Below are 17,347 nucleotides of genomic sequence, written 5' to 3'. Positions count from 1 at the left end.
CCCAAGCTATCCCGTTGCGCGCAACCAGTTTTCGAAGGTCATCAGCTCGGGATGGAGTGCACGCAGGTGCGCGAGGTCCCGGTCGAGGCCGATGATGTCGCGTGCTTGGAAGAACCGGAACATGGCGGCGTAGTCGTGGCCGACGCCCGGCATCGAAGACCGCAGCGAGTCCGGCGGAATCGAGCGGTACCGGCACGGGGTCCCCGTCACCCGCTCGACCGTGGCGGCTATCTCGTCGCCGGTCAGGCTGTCCGCGGTGACGGCGAGGTCGCGGGCCCCCCAGCTCTGCCAGTCCCGGAACATGAAGGCACCGAACCACGCGATGTCGTCCAGGCCGATCAGCGGATACCTTCCCGTTCCCAAGGGGAGGGAGAACAGCAGCCCGGACCGTCCGTCGGGGAGTAGGCCGCGCTGTGGTGCGAGTCGTGCTCGCAGGTTCTCGAAGTAGGGCGACGTCGTCAGGATCGACACATGCGCGCTGTACCAGCCGTCGTCGACCTCGCGCATCATCTCATCGGATCGGAGCATATTGATGTGTGCCGCGACCGCGGCCTTCGCGTCGAAGTGCGGTACCGGGATGGATCCGCCGGTCAGCGTCACGGCGCTGTCCAGTGAGGACCAGACGAATCGTTCGACGCGCGCCGCTCGCGCGGCCTCCAGCACTGCGATCCCCCGTCGGTATTCACCGAGAACGCTTGCGCCGGACCAGAAGTCGGTGTTGCAGAAGACCTGTTCCCGCTCGGTGACGGCCGCCCGGACGCTATCGGGATCGTCCAGGTCACCCTGGAGAATGCGGACCCGGCCGTCTCCGCGCGCCAGCAGATCCTTGACCTTGTCCGAGCGGGGATTGCGGGTGAGTACGGCGACGGTGTCGCCGGGCGATCGGAGCAGTCGGTGCACCACGGTGCTGCCCATCGCGCCCGTGCCTCCGATGACGAGCGTCTCAACCATGATCGGCCCAGCTCCCTGGTGAATTATATTGGGTAAGAACGTGTTCGGCGATCTGTCGGTGGGTAGCGAGCCACACCTTCTCGCGCACTGTCTCGATGTGGCCGAGGATCCGGTCGACCATGCCGGACAGCAGCGGCCTGGCGCCGACATGTGCGTGCACGGTCAGGTTGTAGATGCCCGGGCCGGGGGCGTCGAGCATGTCGTTCAGCAGACCGACGTGACTGTCGAGGTACTCCCGGGGTCCGGCGGCACCGCGGATGTCGGACAGCGCACTGTGCATGATCGCGACGAGTGGACCACGCTGGGTCGTCAGCACCTGGGGTAGCTCGTGGTCGTTGTAATCACCGGACCACAGGTAACCGGCCTCGGCCAGCAGATCGGGGGTGTGCGTCGTGCCCGAAGCCCGCGGACTCATCCAGCCGATAGGGCGCACCCCGGTCAGGTTCTCGAGAAGCGCGGTGCATCGGCGAATGTTCTCGCGTTCTCCGCGCACGTCGAGTAATGCGGGGATGATGTCCTGCGCGTAGGAGTGCGCGGCGATCTCGTGCCCGGCGTCGTGCGCGGCCCGTACGGCTTGCGGAAACCGTTCGGCGACAAGGCCGTTGATACCGAAGGTGGCGGGCATGCGATGAGATCGCAGCATATCGAGCAACCGCCACACCCCGGTGGTCGCGCCGTATTCGGACCAGGAGACGCTGTGCATATCGTGCACTCCCGGCAGTGGCCACGCCGTGGCCATCGGGGCATAGACCGGCCAGTGGCCAGGCGACCACAGCTCCACGGCCACGGTGATCATGACGGCCGCCTTCTTGTCGCCCGGCCACCGCATCGGCGCCGCCCGCACCTCGAACGCTTCCTTGCTCATCAGTAGGCCGTCTCAGTGTGGCCGTCGGCCGCGACGTCGCGCCGAGCATGAATGAAGGCCTCGACACAGCGGGCGATCTCGGCGTTCGAGTGAGCGGCCGAGACCTGGACGCGAATGCGCGCCGCACCTCGGGGCACCACCGGGTGGGTGAAGGCGACCGCGTGAACGCCGTGCGCGAACAAGGCCTCCGACATCCGGTCGGCGACAGCGGAGTCACCGAACATCACCGGGATGATCGGATGATCGCCGGGCAGCAGGTCGAAATCGGCCTCGATCATCGAGCGGCGGAACGATTCCGCGTTGTGCCGCAGGCGTTGCCGTTCGGCCGCACCGGCTTTCACCAGTTCGAGTGCGGCGAGCGACCCCGCGACGACGACAGGCGGCACCGCGTTCGAAAAGACATACGGGCGAGAGCGACGGCGGAGCAATTCGACGATCTCCGCTCGGCCACTGACGAATCCGCCGGATGCACCGCCCAGGGCTTTCCCGAGCGTGCCGGTAATGATGTCGACTCGGTCCCGCACTCCGGCCGCTTCGGTGGTCCCGGCGCCCGTCGCGCCCAGAACTCCGACGGCGTGCGAGTCGTCGACCATGACCATCGCATCGTGGCGCTCGGCAAGATCGCAGATCACGGACAGCGGCGCCTCGGCGCCGTCCATGGAGAACACGCCATCGGTCACGATGAGGCGGCGGCGGAACCCGGCGGCTTGTCGCAGCTGCACCTCGAGATCGTCCATATCCCTTGTGCGATAACGATACCGAGCCGCCTTGCCGAGCCGGATGCCGTCGATGATGGAGGCGTGATTCAGTTCATCGCTGATCACCGCGTCCCGCTCGTCGAGCAGCGCCTCGAAGATCCCGCCGTTGGCGTCGAAACACGAACCCTGCAGCAGGGTCGCCTCGGTGCGCAGCAGATCGGTGATCGCGCGCTCGAGTTCGAGGTGCGGAGGCTGCGTCCCGCAGATGAAACGCACACTGGCCATGCCGAATCCGTGGGTGTCCAGTGCCGACTTCGCCGTCGCGATCACCCGCGGATGGTTGGCCAGCCCCAGATAGTCGTTGGCGCAGAAGTTCAGCAGCTCGTACCCGGCCATCGAAATACGCGTCGACTGCGGCGTATCAATCGGCCGTTCGCGGGTACCGGGTGGGTTACCGCGCAGCACGGTGCGAAGTTCGTTGCGGATCGTGAACACTCGGTGTACTCCTCACTGGATGACATCACCCGCCCGGCGGCTGTCTCCAGCGTGTGACCGGCGCGGGCGAGCGTCCAATGCCCAGTCCGGAATCGGACATGCCCGAGAGGCATCGTTCGACGTGAGCGAGCGGGAACAGGCGCCCTGCCGTGTGACTACGGTGGGGTTATGACCGAAGTCGTCTCGCCGTTGGATCTGGACCTGCGGGTGGTCCGTTACTTCCTCGCCGTTGCCGACCATGCGAATTTCGGCCGGGCCGCGGCCGCCCTGCATGTGGGTCAGCCGTCGCTCAGCCGTCAGATCCGCGGCCTCGAACGGCAATTGGGGGTGCGGCTGTTCCACCGAACACCACAGGGCGCCCGGCTGAGCGAGGCCGGGCAGGCGTTCGCGCCCAAGGCCAGGATCTTGCTGCGCGCCGCGGGCGAAGCCGCGGCCGCGGCGCGGGCAACGGCCGGGCCGGGCAGCATTTCGATCGGATACACCGCGGGTCTGGTGATCACTGCGGCGACCAGGGAACTTCGTCGCCGACATCACGAAGCGATCGTCCGGACCACGTATCTCGGGTGGCGCCGCCCCGCCGAGGCGCTACTCGACCGCCAGGTCGACGCTGTCGTCGCCCGCGTGCCGTTCTCGACCGATGGGCTGCACGTCACTCACCTCTACGATGAGCCGCGCGTCCTCGTCGTGCCCCACGGTCACCGGCTCGCGGGGCAACCGTTCGCCGTCCTCGCCGACATCGCCGACGAACCCCTGCAGTGGGTGCCCGGCCTCGACCCCGCCTGCAGCGCCTTCTGGCGCCTGGAACCGAGGCCGGACGGCCGACCCGTCCGCACCGGCCCCGTGATGAACACCCTCGATGACACGTGGGAATGCGTGGCCTCCGGTGACACCCTGGCCGTCGCCACCCGCAGCCACGTCAACACCACCCGAACGGACCTCACGCTGATTCCGCTACGCGGTATCGCACCGAGCCGGGTCGTGCTGGCGACCCGCACCGAGGATTCCAGCCTGGTAGCGGCCTTCCGGCAGTGCGCCAGAGAACACCTGACTGCCTGAGGCACCGGCGGCGTGACTCATTGCCTGCTTGCTTTGTCGACCGTGAAGTCGCGGACCAGCAGAAAGAACGGAATCGCGGTGGCGATACCCACCGCGAAGGTCAGTACGAACGAGATAGCCCACCAACGCACGATGCCGAGCCGCCGCGCTTCGGCGAAGGCCCACACGTGGAAGCCGAGCACCACGAAGCCGAGGTCGGCCATGGCGAAGCGGCCCGGCACCGTCTTGTAGATGTCGCCGACGAAAAAATCCAGCACCGACTTCGGCCCATTTCTCCATACATAGGGCAGCGCGATCGAGTTCTGCGTCATGAACGCGGCGACGAGCGTCGCGACGAGCGTGGGCCGTCGCCAGGGTGAATCCGCAGTGCCCTCGGACATGAGCGGTCTCCTAAGGTCGTGACGTGAGGTCGGCGGGTCGTCCTTGGAGACGAGCCCGGCAACCGAAGTCTCAGAGATAACTGAGACCTATCGTTACATACAATTGGTTCTACGAGACCCAACTCCGACGCGCCCCCCCAGAATCAGCGACCGAGCTCGTCGATCATCTACTCGGACACGAAAACAATCACTAGGACGGTCCGGCAACGAGCTCCGGGGCCGGAAACCTCTTCCGCTGCAAGGCCTGGCCCTGAGCTCACCCGGCCGTGCCGAGGACGTCGAGGGCGGCGGCGACGATGCTGTCGGTGTCGAGGCCGTGGTAGCGATACACCTCGTCGAGAGATCCGACCTGCCCATAGCGAGTCACACCGAGATCGATGTGATGCACCCGGTTGATCCCGGACAGGAAGGACAAAGTGTGCGGGTGGCCGTCCAGGACGGTCACCATCGGCGTGGCCCGGCCGACCGGAAACAGCTGATCCAGGATCCAGCTGTCGCCATGTCCGCGCCCTTGCCTGGCCTGCATCGCCTCGAAGAGCAGCCCGGGGCTGGTGACGCAGACGACGTCGGCCACGACTCCGGCCGAATCGAGGCGCTCGGCGGCCGCCGCCGCCTCGGTCATGACGGCACCCATCGCCACGATGGTTACCACCGCACCGTCGCGCCGGCGCAGCGGATATCCGCCTGCGACAACCTGTTTGCGACGGCGTTCCCTGGCCGCGGGATCGGTGGGCACCTCGGCGAGTTGCTGCTCGACCGGTCTGGTCGACAAACGCAGATACGCCGAAGTCCCGTCCGGTCGGCCCAGCCGCGCGATGCTGGCCAGCAAGGTCCATTCCACATCGATGGCGAACGCGGGCTCGTAGCAGATCAGGCCGGGGGTCTCGATTCCGATCGACGGCGTGGTAATCGATTGGTGGGCACCACCTTCGGCGGCGAGGGTGACACCGGACGGGGTCCCGATCAGAATGGACTGGCCGCCCGCGTAGATACCGTAGGTCCACGGCTCCAGCGCGCGTTCGACGAACGGGTCGTAGAGCACGCCGATCGGGAACAGGGGTTGCGCCCACCGGCTCCAGGTCGCACCGAGTTCGCTGATGAGTCCGACCAGATTCGTCTCGGCGATACCGAGTTCCATGTGCTGGCCGGTGGGTTGCTCGCGCCACCGCACGAGCGTTTCGGCGTCGTCGGCGAACCAGTCGTGCCGCTCGGCGGTCGACCACACGCCGACCTTGTTGATCCAGCCCGCCAGATTGGTGGTGGAGCTGACGTCGGGGCTGACAGTGATCACGCGCCGCGCCAGTTCCGGTGCCGCACGGGTCAGATCGAGCAGCGTTCGGCCCAACGCCGCCTGGGTGGTGGCGGTACCTTTCGGCGTGCGGCCGAAATCCCCTGACACAGTGGGCGGTTCGGTCGGGTGGACCGGGTCGCGACGCAGCCGCGCTGCGGTATCCGTGCACAGCCGGGCGGCGGGACTGTCGTCGGCGAGCGGCTCCCAAGGATGCTGCGGATCCCGACCCAGCTCCGCGGCGAGGGACTCATACTCGGCCACCGACAGCAGCGACGAATGGTTCTGCGGGTGCCCCTGCGTCGGCAGTCCATAGCCTTTGATGGTGTAGGCGATGATCACCGTCGGGCGAGTGTCGTCGATCTGCGCATAGGCATCGATCAGGGCCTGCATATCATGCCCGCCGAGGTTGCGGATCGCGGCCAACAGGGTCGAATCATCCAGTCCGGCAATCAGTTCCGTCAATTGCGCGTGGTCGGCACCGCTGCCGGGCAGCCGACGCCGCAGCTCGTCGGCGTCGCAGCGCAGCAGTCGCTGGTACTCGGGGTTGGGCATCTCCAGGACCCGGGTGCGCAATGCTTGACCACCTGGCCGGGTGAACAGCGATTCCAGCAGGCGGCCGAACTTGGCGGTGAGCACCTGCCAGCCCGCGGCAGCGAACATCGCCTCCAGTCGGCCCACCGCGATATTGGGCACCACCCGGTCCAGGGACTGGCGGTTCAGATCGATGATCCACACGATCTCACCGAGCTCGGCGTTGCCGGGATCGACAATGGCCTCCCACACCGCGCCTTCGTCCAGTTCCGCGTCGCCGACCAGGGAATACTGCCGTCCGCTGCCGGTATCGACACCCAGCGCGGAGTTGAGGTAGCGGCGGGCGATCGCTCCCCAGATCGGGGCCGTCGCACCGATCCCGACCGATCCGGTGGAGTAGTCGACCGGATCGGGATCCTTGGATCGGCTGGGATATGACTGCAGGCCGCCGAATTGCCGCAGGGTGGTCAGGTACGACTCGTCCAACTCGCCGAGCAGGTAGTTGATGGCATGCAGAACCGGCGAGGCATGTGGTTTGACCGAGACCCGGTCGCCGGATCGCAAGGCGGTAAACCACAGCGAGGTCATGATCGTGGTCATCGACGCACACGACGCCTGGTGACCTCCCACCTTCAGTCCGGACGGGTTCGGCCGCACCCGGTTGGCGTGATGAATCATCGACACCGCCAGCCAGCGGGTACGGCGCTCGATCTCCGACAGGGCGCCGAGATCGACTGCAGCATCACTGCTGTGCTGGTAGTTCGGCGCGGTGAGATCGGTCATCGGCTTGCTCCTCCGGCGAATCGGCGGCGTTGCGGTCGATCTTGCCATTCGCTGTCGGCTCGCCTCGCGGGATTCCACTGGCATGCGAAATCCTGGCACGCTATCGGCAGCGTCTCTGCTACCGTCGATACCTAGCAGCTCTAGGTATGGGAGTCCGGTGCATATCGACAAAGACTTGGTGGCGGCGTCGGCGACGCCGCTGGTGCTCGGGATACTCGCCGACGGCCAGTCCTATGGGTACGCCATCCTCAAACGGGTCAACGAACTGTCCGGCGGGCGGATGCAATGGACCGACGGGATGCTCTATCCACTGCTGCACCGGCTGGAACGACTGGGTTATGTGACGTCGACCTGGCAGTCCGCCGATACCGGGCGGCGGCGCAAGCATTATGCGATCACCGATTCCGGCCGGGCCGCGCTCGCGGAACGCCGCACTCAGTGGGCCGTCGTGGCCGACGCACTCGGGCAGGTCTGGCGCAGCATCGAGCAGCCGCCGACCGCGGCGAAGGGATGGGCGTGATGACTACCGATGCCGAGCTGGAATCGCAGATCGGGCAGTGGCGCGGCTATGTCCAGCGCCATCATGCGATATCCGCCGCCGACGTCGAGGAGATGGAAGACCATCTGCGCGAACAGGTTTCAGAGCTGATCGACGTCGGGCTCGCCGCCGACGAGGCGTTCCTGGTCGCGGTCAAACGGATGGGCAGCGTGGACTCGATCTCCCGCGAGTTCGCCCGCGAACATTCCGATCGGCTGTGGAAACAGCTGGTACTGCTACCCGCCGAACCCGAGGGCGGGGACGCGCGGCCCAAGCGCGAGTTGATCGTCGTGCTCGCCCTGGCCGTCATCGCGGCGCTGACATTGAAGCTCGGCCTCGCGATTCTCGATGGCGCCGCGGTGGCGCGCAATGCCAGCCTGTTCGTATTGCCTTTCCTCGCTGGATATTTCGCGTGGAAGCGGCAGGTGAGTCCGCGCGTCGCGGCCGCGTTGCTGGTGCCGTTCGCACTCGCCGCCCTCGTGCTGAACCTCTTTCCCTTCGACCCGGATGGATCGACCGAGATCATCGCCGCGATCCACGCACCGATCGCGTTGTGGTTCGCCGTCGGCCTCGCCTACGTCGGCGGCGAGTGGCAATCCGACCGGCGCCGAATGGATTTCATCCGATTCACCGGCGAATGGATCGTCTACCTCACCCTGCTCGCCTTCGGCGGCGGCGTACTGATGGGACTGACGGTCAATGCGTTCCACGCGCTCGACGTGGACATCGAATGGGTCATCGGAGATTGGGTGGCGCCGTTCGGCGTCGCGGGTGCGGTGATCGTCGCGGCCTGGCTGGTCGAGGCCAAGCAGAACGTGGTGGAGAACATCGCCCCGGTACTCACGCGCGTGTTCACCCCGCTCACCGTCGCAATGCTGCTCGCGCTGCTGGTGGCGTTCGCGGCCAACCGCAGCGTCATCGACATCGACCGCAATCTGCTGATTCTGCTGGACCTGATTCTCGTGGTGGTGCTCGGCTTGCTGTTGTACGCGATCTCCGCGCGCGACCCGCAGGCCCCACCCGACACCTTCGACCGGCTGCAACTGCTCCTGGTCATCAGCGCCCTCGCCGTCGATCTGGTGATGCTGGCCGCGATGGTCTCGCGTATCGCGGAATTCGGCTTCACCCCGAACAAGGCGGTGGCGCTCGGCATGAACCTGGTGCTGCTGGTGAATCTGGCGTGGTCGGTGCGGCTCGGCTTCGGGTTCGTCCGTGGTCGGCGCGGGTTCGCCGACGTCGAACGCTGGCAGACCCAGTACCTGCCGGTCTACGGAGCGTGGGCCGCGGCCGTAATCGTCGTGCTACCACCGATTTTCGACTTCACCTGACGTCGAGCCCACGACATGGACAACTATCAGGACGGTTCGAGGAGTTGGGCCAGCACGGTGGTGTCGTGCAGGTAGCGCTCGTACGAGAAATCGGCGGCGAGTAGGGCGGTGCGTAGTTCGTCGGCGAGTGGTTTGCCGGTCCCATGGAAAGCGTTGCGGCCCGTTTCGATGGTCCGGACCAGCCGTCGTCGTTTGCGCTCGGGGTCGATCTCGATCTGCACGAATCCGGCTTCTTCCAGCGGGCGCAGTGCCCGGCTGATGGCCGGATCGGAGACCGCAAGCGCTTGCGCCAGCTGATGCTGGGTCACCGGTTCGATGTCTTCCAACATCCCCAGCAGCCGAATCTGGCTGTAACTCAGGCCGCTGGTGTTGTCCATCCGCCGCCGTGCCGCTTCGCCGAGCAGGAACACCACGCGATGCAGCAAGTCTGCGAGTCCATCGTCCATACGCCGAGCATAACCGAGTCTTACCCGGTTAAGATTGAACCTCGAGATCGCTCCTCCTTCGCGGTGGCCAGACGCGTATCCCGCGCCGCCAAGGCGGTTTCGGTCGTCCAGGAGAAGGTGTCGCTGACCGAATTCAGGTACACCGAGCGCGGCGTCAGCCACACGAGGCTGTTCCGGAGCGCGACCTGCAGTGGGCTGCGCCATTGTGCGACCCACGCAGGTTGGTCTGCCGTAGCGCCCCGATCAGCATGGCGTGTGCGTCGGCCCGGTGCAGCAGGTAGCCGGGGACACCGAACCGGCGGACGACCTCGGTGACATCGCCGCGCAACAGCCACTTGCCCGATGCGGTCCGAATCCCGGTGGCGCCCTGCGCGGTATCGAGCGACCGGAGCTGCTCAGCTAGTCCCAGCCAGTTCAGCGCTCGGACTGCGTTGGGTGCCAGCCTCTGCCCGGCGCCGACCGGGCGGAACTGCGCTGCTCGCTCCAACACCGTCACCCGCCGGCCGGCGCGCTCCAGGCCGAGTGCCGCGCTCAACCCGCCGATGCCGCCACCGACCACGATCGCCGTGCTCACGCCTGCCAGCTCCCGACCCCGTGCGACGAGTCACTCATGTTGCCGGGCAACAAGACCGGGGACTGATCGGTGCTGGACAGTCGCTGTGCGCGGTAGGCGAGAACGATCATCACGGCGGGGAAAAGCAGGTCGCACACCAGGACGCCACCGGTGTTGCCGGGCGCGTGATCACCATGGGCGAACCACTGGTAGACGTGGCCGATCAGCGCGCCCCACAAGAACATTCCGGCACCCAGACCGATGGTGATCCGTTCACGGGCAGAGGCCGAGACGGCACGGAAACCCATGACCGCGAGTCCGAGGTTGGCGAATGCGATCTCGAACTGGAACGGGGTCGAGTTGAAGCCGATCGCGGTCGCCATCACCTCGGGCACCGTCAAGAACGCGAACGTCATCCACAGGCTGCCGAGGCCGAGCGCGCCAACGGCCCACCACCGCTGCCAAGTTTCCAGGGCGGCTTGGCGAGAGGGGCTGTGCCGAGTGGCAACCGCACAAGACTCGATCTCGACTTGCCATTCGGACGAGACGCGCTCTGCGTCGGCGACGATGCCGTCAGGGTGTCCGGTTCGCCGGTGTGGATGTCCTGGCGGCGAAGGTGGCGCGGTAATCCTTGGGGGTGACACCGACGATCCGGCGGAAGTGGTGACGCAGTAGAGGTCCGGTGCCCATACCTGTGGCGCGGGCGATCTGCTCGATGTCCAGCATGGTGTCCTCGAGCAGTTGCTGGGCATGGCGGACGCGCTGCAGGGTGAGCCAGCGGTGCGGAGTCGTGCCGGTTTCGGCAGTGAACCGGCGCAACAACGTGCGGGGCGACATGCGGGCGCGGCGGGCCAGATCGGCGGTGGTGTGTTCCACCGTGAGGTCATCGAGGATATCGTCGAGAACGGGCCGCAGGCTGGTGTCGGCGATTTCGGGCACCGGCCGTTCGACGAACTGACGCTGTCCACCCTCCCGATGTGGCGCTACGACCATCCGTCGAGCGATCAGATTCGCTGCGGCGGAACCGATTTCGCGACGTACCAGGTGCAGGCAGGCATCGATGCCCGCGGCGGTGCCCGCACTGGTCACGATCGGTCCGTCATCGACGAACAGCACGTCCGGATCGACGTCCGCATGCGGGAACCGTCGCCGGAAATCCTCGACATAACGCCAATGCGTAGTGCACCGTCGGCCATCCAGCAAACCGGCAGCGCCGAGTAGGTAGGCGCCGCTGCACACCGACAGCAGCGTCGCCCCTCGATCCGATGCGGCGCGCAACGCGTCCAGAACAGCCGGTGAATAATCGCCACGGACCGAAGCTGCCGGAACAATCACGAGATCGGCATCGGCCAGGCCGACCAATCCGGCCTCCGGCACGACAGCGAAACCCTGCGCACAGTACAGCGGTTCACCAGGGCGTTCGCCGCACACCTGGAAATCGAACGACGGGCCGCCCTCCGCCGTACGGTCCACTCCGAAAACCTCACAGACCACACCGAGTTCGAACGGCGTGAAATCCTCGACCACAATTGCGGCGACGGTGTGCAGCATGCTCCTACGCTAATCCGGGCGTCCGTTATCCGGATTTTCGCCACGCTGGACTATCGCACCTCCGGGGCAGCGCCCTCCCGGTGATAAAGCTTGGCCACGATCATCCAGCGTCCGTCGACCAACAGCAGATTCAGGAAATCGACCATGATGTTGTCGTTGAGCCGCAGCCGCACCTTGGCCAGCGCCATCTCCGGCGACAACACATCGATCCACAGCACGGTGTCGTCGCGGGGTGCCCGATCCTGCTGAGGTGACCGCCTGGCCTGCATGATCCCGCGGTACTCCTCGCGTGGACGCACCGCGACGACGCCATCCTGAGCGGAGTAGAGCACCGCCGCAGGGTGGAAAACCCGATCGAACAACACCATGTCCTGGGTGTAGAGCGCGTCGAAATAGTCCTGCAGCAATTCCTCGATCTCACGAGTGGCGAGCGCCTTATCAGTGAGCGTCATAACAGTTCTCCTCGGTAGTTGTGGTACTGGACGCAGCATCGCTGGATACGGATCCGACGACTAGCTGATGGGTTGTGGGCATTCGCCGAGTTGCTCACCCGACAGGTTTATTTCGACGTTCGGGCGCGGGTCGCCCGCGTAATCGATTTCATCCGTGCACTTTTGGTAGGTACCGGTAGGCGTTGCCGCCGTAATCGACGGCACCGCAGCGACGGACACGATCAACGCAAGAAACGTCATCGCTGTTCCGATCAACGAAAACCGGCGAACCTGAATTCCAGTGCCGGTGCGCCAAGCCATATGACCTCCATCATCGCCACAGCGAGTACGGGGGTGTCGCACTCACTATCTTCGGATCTCGACAAGCTCGATCTCGACCCACAGCGATTCTTCAGCAATCATGACGAGCAGCACCAGTCGCGAAAACGCCGTTCGCTGACAAGAAAGCGCCATCCCCGTGTCCGGACACGTTCCCGCCGCCTCGCCGATCATCGTCGCCAGTTTCGCAATCCTGCTCCTACTGCGGCCGAAGGAAGCCCTCGTCGACGGTTAGACCAACCATCCGTTCTGTCGGTGGTGCTGGTAGTAACCGTCCTCGTCGTCTAGATCATGCGGGGTGTAGAGCGCATCCCGATTGGGCTTCCGCGTTCCTGGAATGACGTGGCCAGTGGGATTCGCAGGAGCGGGCAGGGGCCGCGGCGGTTCGGGCGTGAACGTATGCGTCGGGGATGCAGGAGGTTCGACCGCGGCGGGAACCGGGTAGAGCGCATCCAGATCAGGTGCCTGTGGCGCGGTCTCGGATTCTCGAAGGTCTGGATCCAGTGCATCGGATCGGGATTCGAACAGTGCACGCGCAGCTCTTTGCGTCGCCTCGACGATCGCAGTCTCCAGCCGCGTGACGGCGCCGCCACGAAAGACGCTCGGCGAAATATCGATGACGGTGACGATTCCCATCGAATTCACCTCTGCCCGGACCGTCCGGTCGTTCGAGGTCCCGTCACCGCCGACCTCCGCACGAGAGGTGTCAGAACGTGCTGCAGGAATCAGAGTTGCGGGCGATGGTTTCGGGATCGCCTCCGCCAGGTCCGAGAACTCCCTGCGGATCTCGGCACCCGGCGCCGTCGCCCGCTTTCTGGACGGAGCTACAGTGCGGGCGGCTTGCTGAATGGCGGCTACCAGCGAGCCTGCCAGGTATTGCGGACTGCTACGGCGAAAGATCTCTGGAGCCAGGCGCACAGTCTTCACCACTCCGGCCGCACTGACCACGACTTCGACCAAGCCGTCCCGGGATTGCGCGGTAGCGGAGATGGCGGACAGCTGCCTGTTCGCCGCTATCAGTTCGGCTTGCCGACGATCGATCTCGGCCAGCAGAGCCTGGAGGTTGAACTCGTCCACGTCACACTCCTGCACCCGTATCTGTTGCCATCGATCGTAGCCGTGGTCGGCGACGTCTTACCCACTGCCCCTTGAGGATTCAGCGCGGTCGGCTAGCATGTCTTGCGCCGCGACAAGATGGGGAGGGGGCTACGTGGCCGATGTCCTGAACGTGCCGACGACCGAAGACTTCACAGCCTTCAACGCATTGCTGGCCAAACAGGCCGAGCACTTCGCACCCATGATCGCCTGGGCCGGCAAGGAGTGCGCGGAATCCGAAGGCTTGGACGGCCTGCTGTCGCTCTTGCAGCCACATGTGCACGAGCCTGCGGATTTCTTTGCGGAAAAACTGAAACAATGCCAGTCCGGCATGGGAACAATCCAAGATAAGATCACCACTGTCGATGCTCGATTCGGCGACCAGGACAGGGGTCGAGCTGCCGATATGGCGAAGCTCTTTCCCGACGACGTCTCTAATATTCCGAATATCTCGGCAATACCGGGAGCGTCGTCACTGGGTAACTTCAATGACGAAGGTGTCACGCTGAAGACACCCGATAAGCCGGACTCGATCAATAAGGGCCTGCTCGGGCATCTGGTGGAGTACCGTAGTCCACTCGACGCCAAGGGCATAGGTGGAAAATGGTCAGCGGTAATGGGTGGCAATCATCTATGGATCGCAGACAAGGCGTACAAGATGGTAACCGGGGACAGTCTCATAGATAAACTGTTCAAGCCCTTGGCCGGCGACTGGGATCGTCTCATGTATCTGCACGACGCGTATGACACTCTGGGTGACGCATGCTACACCGTCGCAGCGACATTGCGCAAAGGATCCTGGAAGCTGGGCGGTGAATGGAAAGGCGATACCGGCACGGCATTCGACGCGCATATGTTCCGCTGGACCAGCGGCATCGGCGGCATAGGAGACGGCGCAAAGGTAGTCGCAAAAGCTTATAGCACAGGTTATGAGACAATTATAAATCTGGTGCGAATCGTCGTATCCGCGATCGATCGCGCCATCAGTACCGCCATCAAGGCACTGGCCGAAGAGGCTCTGAAGATGATTGCCGGCGACGCAGCAATCATGGTCGTCGGCTTGGGGCCGGAAGATCCGCTCGCCGACATCGCGGCCGCAGCATGGACTGCCTGGCGAATGGTCAAGATATACGAGAAAGTCAAGTTGGTGGCCAGTATCGTGACTACGATTTACCAGACTTATCAATTGATCGAGACGGAAGCCTCAAAGATTTGGGATGAGGCGAAGAAATCCATCGAGGGCTTGACCACCGACATAAGTATCGGCAGCGTGGTCCAGGATGTCGAACAACGCGGGTTTGCGTTCGAGAAGAACGCGGCATGGACGCCGCTGCTCGGTGTCGGTCGGATGACAATGCTGCCTTCGGCGACGGGGTAGACGATGCTGGAGAATATTTCGGAGTTCAAAGTGGTCGCCAGACTTGGCGTCCGGGACACCACTCTCGACGTCTCGGTGCCCGGATCCGATAGGCCCGTGGCCAGGATTCACCGACGTGACAAGTTGTCATCACTGGTCTGGGATGACGATCTGGATCACGACCTGGGTGTGTATACCGGGCCGAATCTCGATTATCGAGTCGGTTCGATCAACTCCCGCTCCGCATACGACGTGGACGGCAACAGTGTCGGATATGTCAATTCCCGGAAAACCCGTTTGGGTAGCCTCGGCCATATCCGTGAGTTACACCAGAATGGGGTGGGTTCACTTGTCGGGAAAGAGGTCGGCGCCAGCGCGAAGGTAATGAGCAGGCGCGGGCTGGATTTTCTCCCATTCGCTGGTATCGCAATCGCGATCGCCAAGGTCGATGTTCAGTTTCGCGGCGATTCGAGCCCTGGCTTCGACATGGTCAAGCCCTTCGGCCGAGCAGGGACCCACTACTTTTCTGTGCACGACACCCGAATCAATCGACTCCTCATGCTCTGCTGCATTTTCGCAGAATAGACGAGCGTCCTGAGGCTATCGGTATGCGAGGCAGGCAGCGGCGACGCTGTCAACGTGGCAGTGGAATGAGGGCGAGTTGGCGGGTCTGCGCGATCACCGCGCCGGTGGCGTCCAGAACGAGCTGGTCCTGGACGAACATTCGCTCGCCGACCTCGGGCGTTGTCGCGATGACACGCAGCCAGCCGGGTGCTGGACGGCGGTGCAGATGGGTGGTGAGCTGGACGGTCGGCGCCCAGCCGAAACGTCCCAGATTCATCGATACCGGCGGGCTCATATCGCCGGCCATCATCGCGAAATAAACCGCCACCTCGGGGTCCTGCTCATCGGCGGGACGAGGGCGGATCCACAGCCGCAGCTGGGGCTTGCCCTGCTCACCAGCAAGGAAGCGCGCCCAGATCGGATCGATGGCCACCGAGGCGCCCTGACTGAGGTGGGCGATGCGCATGGGCGAATCCGGCCCGTAGGCAACGGCGTCAGCGGTCGGTTCGGTGGGCATATCGGTATGACTCTCGGGGACGTAGACCGGTGGCGCGTCATCGACGCGACCGAAGGTGAAAGCGGTGTGCACAAGGGTGCGCCCCTCCTGCACGAGATCCACGTCGACCAGGCAGATCTGCCGGCCGGCCTTGCGGACGCGCACCTCATAGTCGACTCGGCCGGGGTCCGGGGCCCCGAGGAAATCGGTGCTGGCCGCAATCGGCAACATTTCCGCCGATTCCGGATGAGCGGCGCGCAACCCGCGGGCGGCGGCCGCGGCGCTGGTGGCGACCATAGTGCCGCCGTGCAGCTTTTTGCCGATAGTCCAGATCGCATCGATGACGCCGCTGTAACGAACGACGGTCGAATTGTCGGCCGACACCGGATTACCCGAGGGCAGTTCGGTCAACGCACAGGCCCTGCCGAAGGCGGCATCGTCGAGAGCCACGACCGGCTGTTGGGGGTCGATCGTCGATTCCGTCGCCGCCACCACTTCCGGACCTGGGACACGATCTCGGCCGTTCGCGACCATAAGACGAAAACCACCTCTCGTCATCAGTACGGTTCTCCAGGACGACCGATGCGGCATCCGGCCTGAGCGCCAAACTTGGGTCTGTTGGTGCCTTAAGACTTCCCGATCAGATCATTCGAAGACATCGTGCGAGACACAGAAAGCATACCCAACAGTTTGCTTTATCCGCGGGCTGTGCTCGAGCACAGCCCCGAAGCAGTGATGCGGTCTCAGCCAGCGAGGAGACCCGAGAGGACAGTCGGATGAAGGATATTCTGGCCCCTGAGCTGGACGTGCTCTTCTGCGGTATCAACCCCGGTCTCTCCTCGGCGGCAGCCGGCCTACCCTTCGCGACCCGCGGCAGCCGGTGGTGGCCCGCGCTGCATCGGTCGGGCTTCACGCCGGTGGTGCTCGCACCCGCCGAAGCCGACCAATTGTTGACCTGGGGACTGGGCTTGACGACGATGGTCCGTCGGCCAACCGCCAAGGCGGCCGAACTGACTCGTGCGGAACTGGCCGCCGGAGCCGCCGAACTGACGAAACGCGTGCACACCTGGCGGCCGCAGTGGCTGGCTGTCCTTGGTGTCACCGCCTTCCGCGCCGGCTACGGACGACCGGAGGCCACCGTCGGGCCACAAGACCTCCGCATCGGGGAGACAAAACTATGGGTGCTGCCGAACCCCAGTGGCCTCAACGCGCACTATCCGCCGCAGCGGCTCGCGGAAGAGTTCGCACGGCTGCGCCGAGCCGCAGCCATACCCGATCGAAGTCGACCCTCCGGGAATCCCGTGCCGCAATAGCCTTAAACGACGAAAGCCCCCCAGCGTGAGCTGGGGGGCTTTCGTGAATGATGTTCCGGCGGTGTCCTACTCTCCCACACCCTGTCGAGTGCAGTACCATCGGCGCTGGCAGGCTTAGCTTCCGGGTTCGGAATGGGACCGGGCGTTTCCCTGCCGCTATGGCCGCCGTAACTCTATGAAACTGTCACACAATCGTGTGTTGTTTCAGATACTGCACAGTGGACGCGTAGCTTCTTTGTTGGTAAGTCCTCGGCCGATTAGTACCAGTCACCTGCACCCGTTACCG

The 17,347-nt window shown here is 64.7% G+C and carries 20 protein-coding genes and 1 rRNA gene; 6 read left to right on the top strand and 15 right to left on the bottom strand.

Annotation, left to right across the window (positions count from 1 at the left end; genetic code table 11):
* Positions 1–6 precede the first annotated feature (6 nt).
* From ABZ942_RS00105 to ABZ942_RS00095, 3 genes are read right to left on the bottom strand one after another with little or no spacing between them, the layout of a single operon-like run.
* Positions 7–951 carry an NmrA/HSCARG family protein gene (locus ABZ942_RS00105; RefSeq protein WP_357377398.1) on the bottom strand — a complete coding sequence of 315 codons (945 nt, stop codon included), beginning with the start codon at positions 949–951 and terminating at the stop codon, positions 7–9.
* On the bottom strand, positions 944–1,816 hold the full coding sequence (locus tag ABZ942_RS00100; RefSeq protein WP_357377396.1) for a polysaccharide deacetylase family protein: 873 nt from the start codon (positions 1,814–1,816) through the stop codon (positions 944–946). Before ABZ942_RS00100 ends, ABZ942_RS00105 begins: the two co-directional genes overlap by 8 nt.
* The gene (locus tag ABZ942_RS00095; protein ID WP_357377394.1) at positions 1,816–3,009 is read right to left on the bottom strand and encodes a glycine C-acetyltransferase; all 1,194 of its coding nucleotides are present in this window, start codon (positions 3,007–3,009) and stop codon (positions 1,816–1,818) included. The genes ABZ942_RS00100 and ABZ942_RS00095 overlap by 1 nt, the downstream gene beginning before the upstream one ends.
* Before the next feature lie 168 nt (positions 3,010–3,177).
* On the opposite strand from ABZ942_RS00095, the gene ABZ942_RS00090 reads away from it, so the two are divergent.
* Positions 3,178–4,065: a LysR family transcriptional regulator gene (locus ABZ942_RS00090; protein WP_357377393.1), complete on the top strand. Its 888-nt coding sequence runs from the start codon at positions 3,178–3,180 to the stop codon at positions 4,063–4,065.
* A gap of 17 nt (positions 4,066–4,082) precedes the next feature.
* On the opposite strand, the gene ABZ942_RS00085 is transcribed toward ABZ942_RS00090, so the two are convergent.
* Both ABZ942_RS00085 and ABZ942_RS00080 read right to left on the bottom strand, forming a co-directional pair.
* The gene (locus tag ABZ942_RS00085) at positions 4,083–4,445 is read right to left on the bottom strand and encodes a DUF2834 domain-containing protein (RefSeq protein ID WP_357377392.1); all 363 of its coding nucleotides are present in this window, start codon (positions 4,443–4,445) and stop codon (positions 4,083–4,085) included.
* Positions 4,446–4,701: 256 nt separating this feature from the next.
* Positions 4,702–7,050, bottom strand: coding sequence for a pyruvate dehydrogenase (locus ABZ942_RS00080; RefSeq protein WP_357377390.1), 2,349 nt, complete (start codon positions 7,048–7,050; stop codon positions 4,702–4,704).
* A gap of 157 nt (positions 7,051–7,207) precedes the next feature.
* Here ABZ942_RS00080 and ABZ942_RS00075 point away from each other — a divergent pair, with 157 nt between their 5' ends.
* Positions 7,208–7,570, top strand: coding sequence for a PadR family transcriptional regulator (locus tag ABZ942_RS00075; RefSeq protein WP_357377388.1), 363 nt, complete (start codon positions 7,208–7,210; stop codon positions 7,568–7,570).
* A complete protein-coding gene (locus ABZ942_RS00070) occupies positions 7,570–8,916 on the top strand; it encodes a permease prefix domain 1-containing protein (RefSeq protein ID WP_357377386.1) in 1,347 nt (448 codons plus the stop codon). The genes ABZ942_RS00075 and ABZ942_RS00070 overlap by 1 nt, the downstream gene beginning before the upstream one ends.
* Before the next feature lie 26 nt (positions 8,917–8,942).
* On the opposite strand, the gene ABZ942_RS00065 is transcribed toward ABZ942_RS00070, so the two are convergent.
* The 8 genes from ABZ942_RS00065 to ABZ942_RS00030 form a co-directional block, all read right to left on the bottom strand.
* Positions 8,943–9,362 (bottom strand): MarR family transcriptional regulator, encoded by a 420-nt coding sequence (locus ABZ942_RS00065; RefSeq protein WP_357377384.1) that lies wholly within the window; start codon positions 9,360–9,362, stop codon positions 8,943–8,945.
* Between the two features lie 154 nt (positions 9,363–9,516).
* The gene (locus tag ABZ942_RS00060) at positions 9,517–9,936 is read right to left on the bottom strand and encodes an FAD-dependent monooxygenase (RefSeq protein WP_357377382.1); all 420 of its coding nucleotides are present in this window, start codon (positions 9,934–9,936) and stop codon (positions 9,517–9,519) included.
* The gene (locus ABZ942_RS00055; protein WP_357377380.1) at positions 9,933–10,559 is read right to left on the bottom strand and encodes a DUF6790 family protein; all 627 of its coding nucleotides are present in this window, start codon (positions 10,557–10,559) and stop codon (positions 9,933–9,935) included. The genes ABZ942_RS00060 and ABZ942_RS00055 overlap by 4 nt, the downstream gene beginning before the upstream one ends.
* Entirely contained in the window at positions 10,489–11,466 is a 978-nt protein-coding gene (locus tag ABZ942_RS00050) for a helix-turn-helix domain-containing protein (RefSeq protein ID WP_357377378.1), read from the bottom strand. The genes ABZ942_RS00055 and ABZ942_RS00050 overlap by 71 nt, the downstream gene beginning before the upstream one ends.
* Before the next feature lie 50 nt (positions 11,467–11,516).
* Entirely contained in the window at positions 11,517–11,918 is a 402-nt protein-coding gene (locus ABZ942_RS00045; RefSeq protein ID WP_357377376.1) for a nuclear transport factor 2 family protein, read from the bottom strand.
* A gap of 60 nt (positions 11,919–11,978) precedes the next feature.
* Positions 11,979–12,218 (bottom strand): hypothetical protein, encoded by a 240-nt coding sequence (locus ABZ942_RS00040; RefSeq protein WP_357377374.1) that lies wholly within the window; start codon positions 12,216–12,218, stop codon positions 11,979–11,981.
* A gap of 45 nt (positions 12,219–12,263) precedes the next feature.
* Positions 12,264–12,410: a hypothetical protein gene (locus ABZ942_RS00035; RefSeq protein ID WP_357377372.1), complete on the bottom strand. Its 147-nt coding sequence runs from the start codon at positions 12,408–12,410 to the stop codon at positions 12,264–12,266.
* A gap of 57 nt (positions 12,411–12,467) precedes the next feature.
* Positions 12,468–13,313 (bottom strand): YbaB/EbfC family nucleoid-associated protein, encoded by an 846-nt coding sequence (locus ABZ942_RS00030; protein ID WP_357377370.1) that lies wholly within the window; start codon positions 13,311–13,313, stop codon positions 12,468–12,470.
* A 133-nt stretch (positions 13,314–13,446) separates the two neighbouring features.
* Here ABZ942_RS00030 and ABZ942_RS00025 point away from each other — a divergent pair, with 133 nt between their 5' ends.
* Positions 13,447–14,709 (top strand): hypothetical protein, encoded by a 1,263-nt coding sequence (locus tag ABZ942_RS00025; protein WP_357377368.1) that lies wholly within the window; start codon positions 13,447–13,449, stop codon positions 14,707–14,709.
* A 3-nt stretch (positions 14,710–14,712) separates the two neighbouring features.
* Positions 14,713–15,273: a hypothetical protein gene (locus ABZ942_RS00020; RefSeq protein WP_357377366.1), complete on the top strand. Its 561-nt coding sequence runs from the start codon at positions 14,713–14,715 to the stop codon at positions 15,271–15,273.
* A 49-nt stretch (positions 15,274–15,322) separates the two neighbouring features.
* On the opposite strand, the gene ABZ942_RS00015 is transcribed toward ABZ942_RS00020, so the two are convergent.
* Positions 15,323–16,240, bottom strand: a complete 918-nt coding sequence (locus tag ABZ942_RS00015) for a thioesterase family protein (RefSeq protein ID WP_357377364.1) — start codon at positions 16,238–16,240, stop codon at positions 15,323–15,325.
* A gap of 284 nt (positions 16,241–16,524) precedes the next feature.
* Here ABZ942_RS00015 and mug point away from each other — a divergent pair, with 284 nt between their 5' ends.
* Positions 16,525–17,061 (top strand): G/U mismatch-specific DNA glycosylase, encoded by a 537-nt coding sequence (gene mug / locus ABZ942_RS00010; RefSeq protein WP_357377362.1) that lies wholly within the window; start codon positions 16,525–16,527, stop codon positions 17,059–17,061.
* Between the two features lie 53 nt (positions 17,062–17,114).
* On the opposite strand, the gene rrf is transcribed toward mug, so the two are convergent.
* Positions 17,115–17,231 (bottom strand): 5S ribosomal RNA (gene rrf, locus ABZ942_RS00005).
* Between the last annotated feature and the right edge of the window lie 116 nt (positions 17,232–17,347).

The organism is Nocardia sp. NPDC046473 (assembly GCF_040645995.1).
Taxonomy (GTDB): domain Bacteria; phylum Actinomycetota; class Actinomycetes; order Mycobacteriales; family Mycobacteriaceae; genus Nocardia.
The sequence above is the reverse complement of the archived record's forward strand: the minus strand, read 5'-3'. Positions and strand labels throughout refer to the sequence as shown.

Coding starts and splice junctions, on each gene's coding strand:
- ABZ942_RS00045 (WP_357377376.1), bottom strand. CDS start 11,918: ATGACGCTCACTGATAAGGCGCTCGCCACTCGTGAGATCGAGGAATTG.
- ABZ942_RS00100 (WP_357377396.1), bottom strand. CDS start 1,816: ATGAGCAAGGAAGCGTTCGAGGTGCGGGCGGCGCCGATGCGGTGGCCG.
- ABZ942_RS00105 (WP_357377398.1), bottom strand. CDS start 951: ATGGTTGAGACGCTCGTCATCGGAGGCACGGGCGCGATGGGCAGCACC.
- ABZ942_RS00020 (WP_357377366.1), top strand. CDS start 14,713: ATGCTGGAGAATATTTCGGAGTTCAAAGTGGTCGCCAGACTTGGCGTC.
- ABZ942_RS00035 (WP_357377372.1), bottom strand. CDS start 12,410: ATGATCGGCGAGGCGGCGGGAACGTGTCCGGACACGGGGATGGCGCTT.
- ABZ942_RS00065 (WP_357377384.1), bottom strand. CDS start 9,362: ATGGACGATGGACTCGCAGACTTGCTGCATCGCGTGGTGTTCCTGCTC.
- ABZ942_RS00070 (WP_357377386.1), top strand. CDS start 7,570: ATGACTACCGATGCCGAGCTGGAATCGCAGATCGGGCAGTGGCGCGGC.
- ABZ942_RS00085 (WP_357377392.1), bottom strand. CDS start 4,445: ATGTCCGAGGGCACTGCGGATTCACCCTGGCGACGGCCCACGCTCGTC.
- mug (WP_357377362.1), top strand. CDS start 16,525: ATGAAGGATATTCTGGCCCCTGAGCTGGACGTGCTCTTCTGCGGTATC.
- ABZ942_RS00040 (WP_357377374.1), bottom strand. CDS start 12,218: ATGGCTTGGCGCACCGGCACTGGAATTCAGGTTCGCCGGTTTTCGTTG.
- ABZ942_RS00050 (WP_357377378.1), bottom strand. CDS start 11,466: ATGCTGCACACCGTCGCCGCAATTGTGGTCGAGGATTTCACGCCGTTC.
- ABZ942_RS00080 (WP_357377390.1), bottom strand. CDS start 7,050: ATGACCGATCTCACCGCGCCGAACTACCAGCACAGCAGTGATGCTGCA.
- ABZ942_RS00090 (WP_357377393.1), top strand. CDS start 3,178: ATGACCGAAGTCGTCTCGCCGTTGGATCTGGACCTGCGGGTGGTCCGT.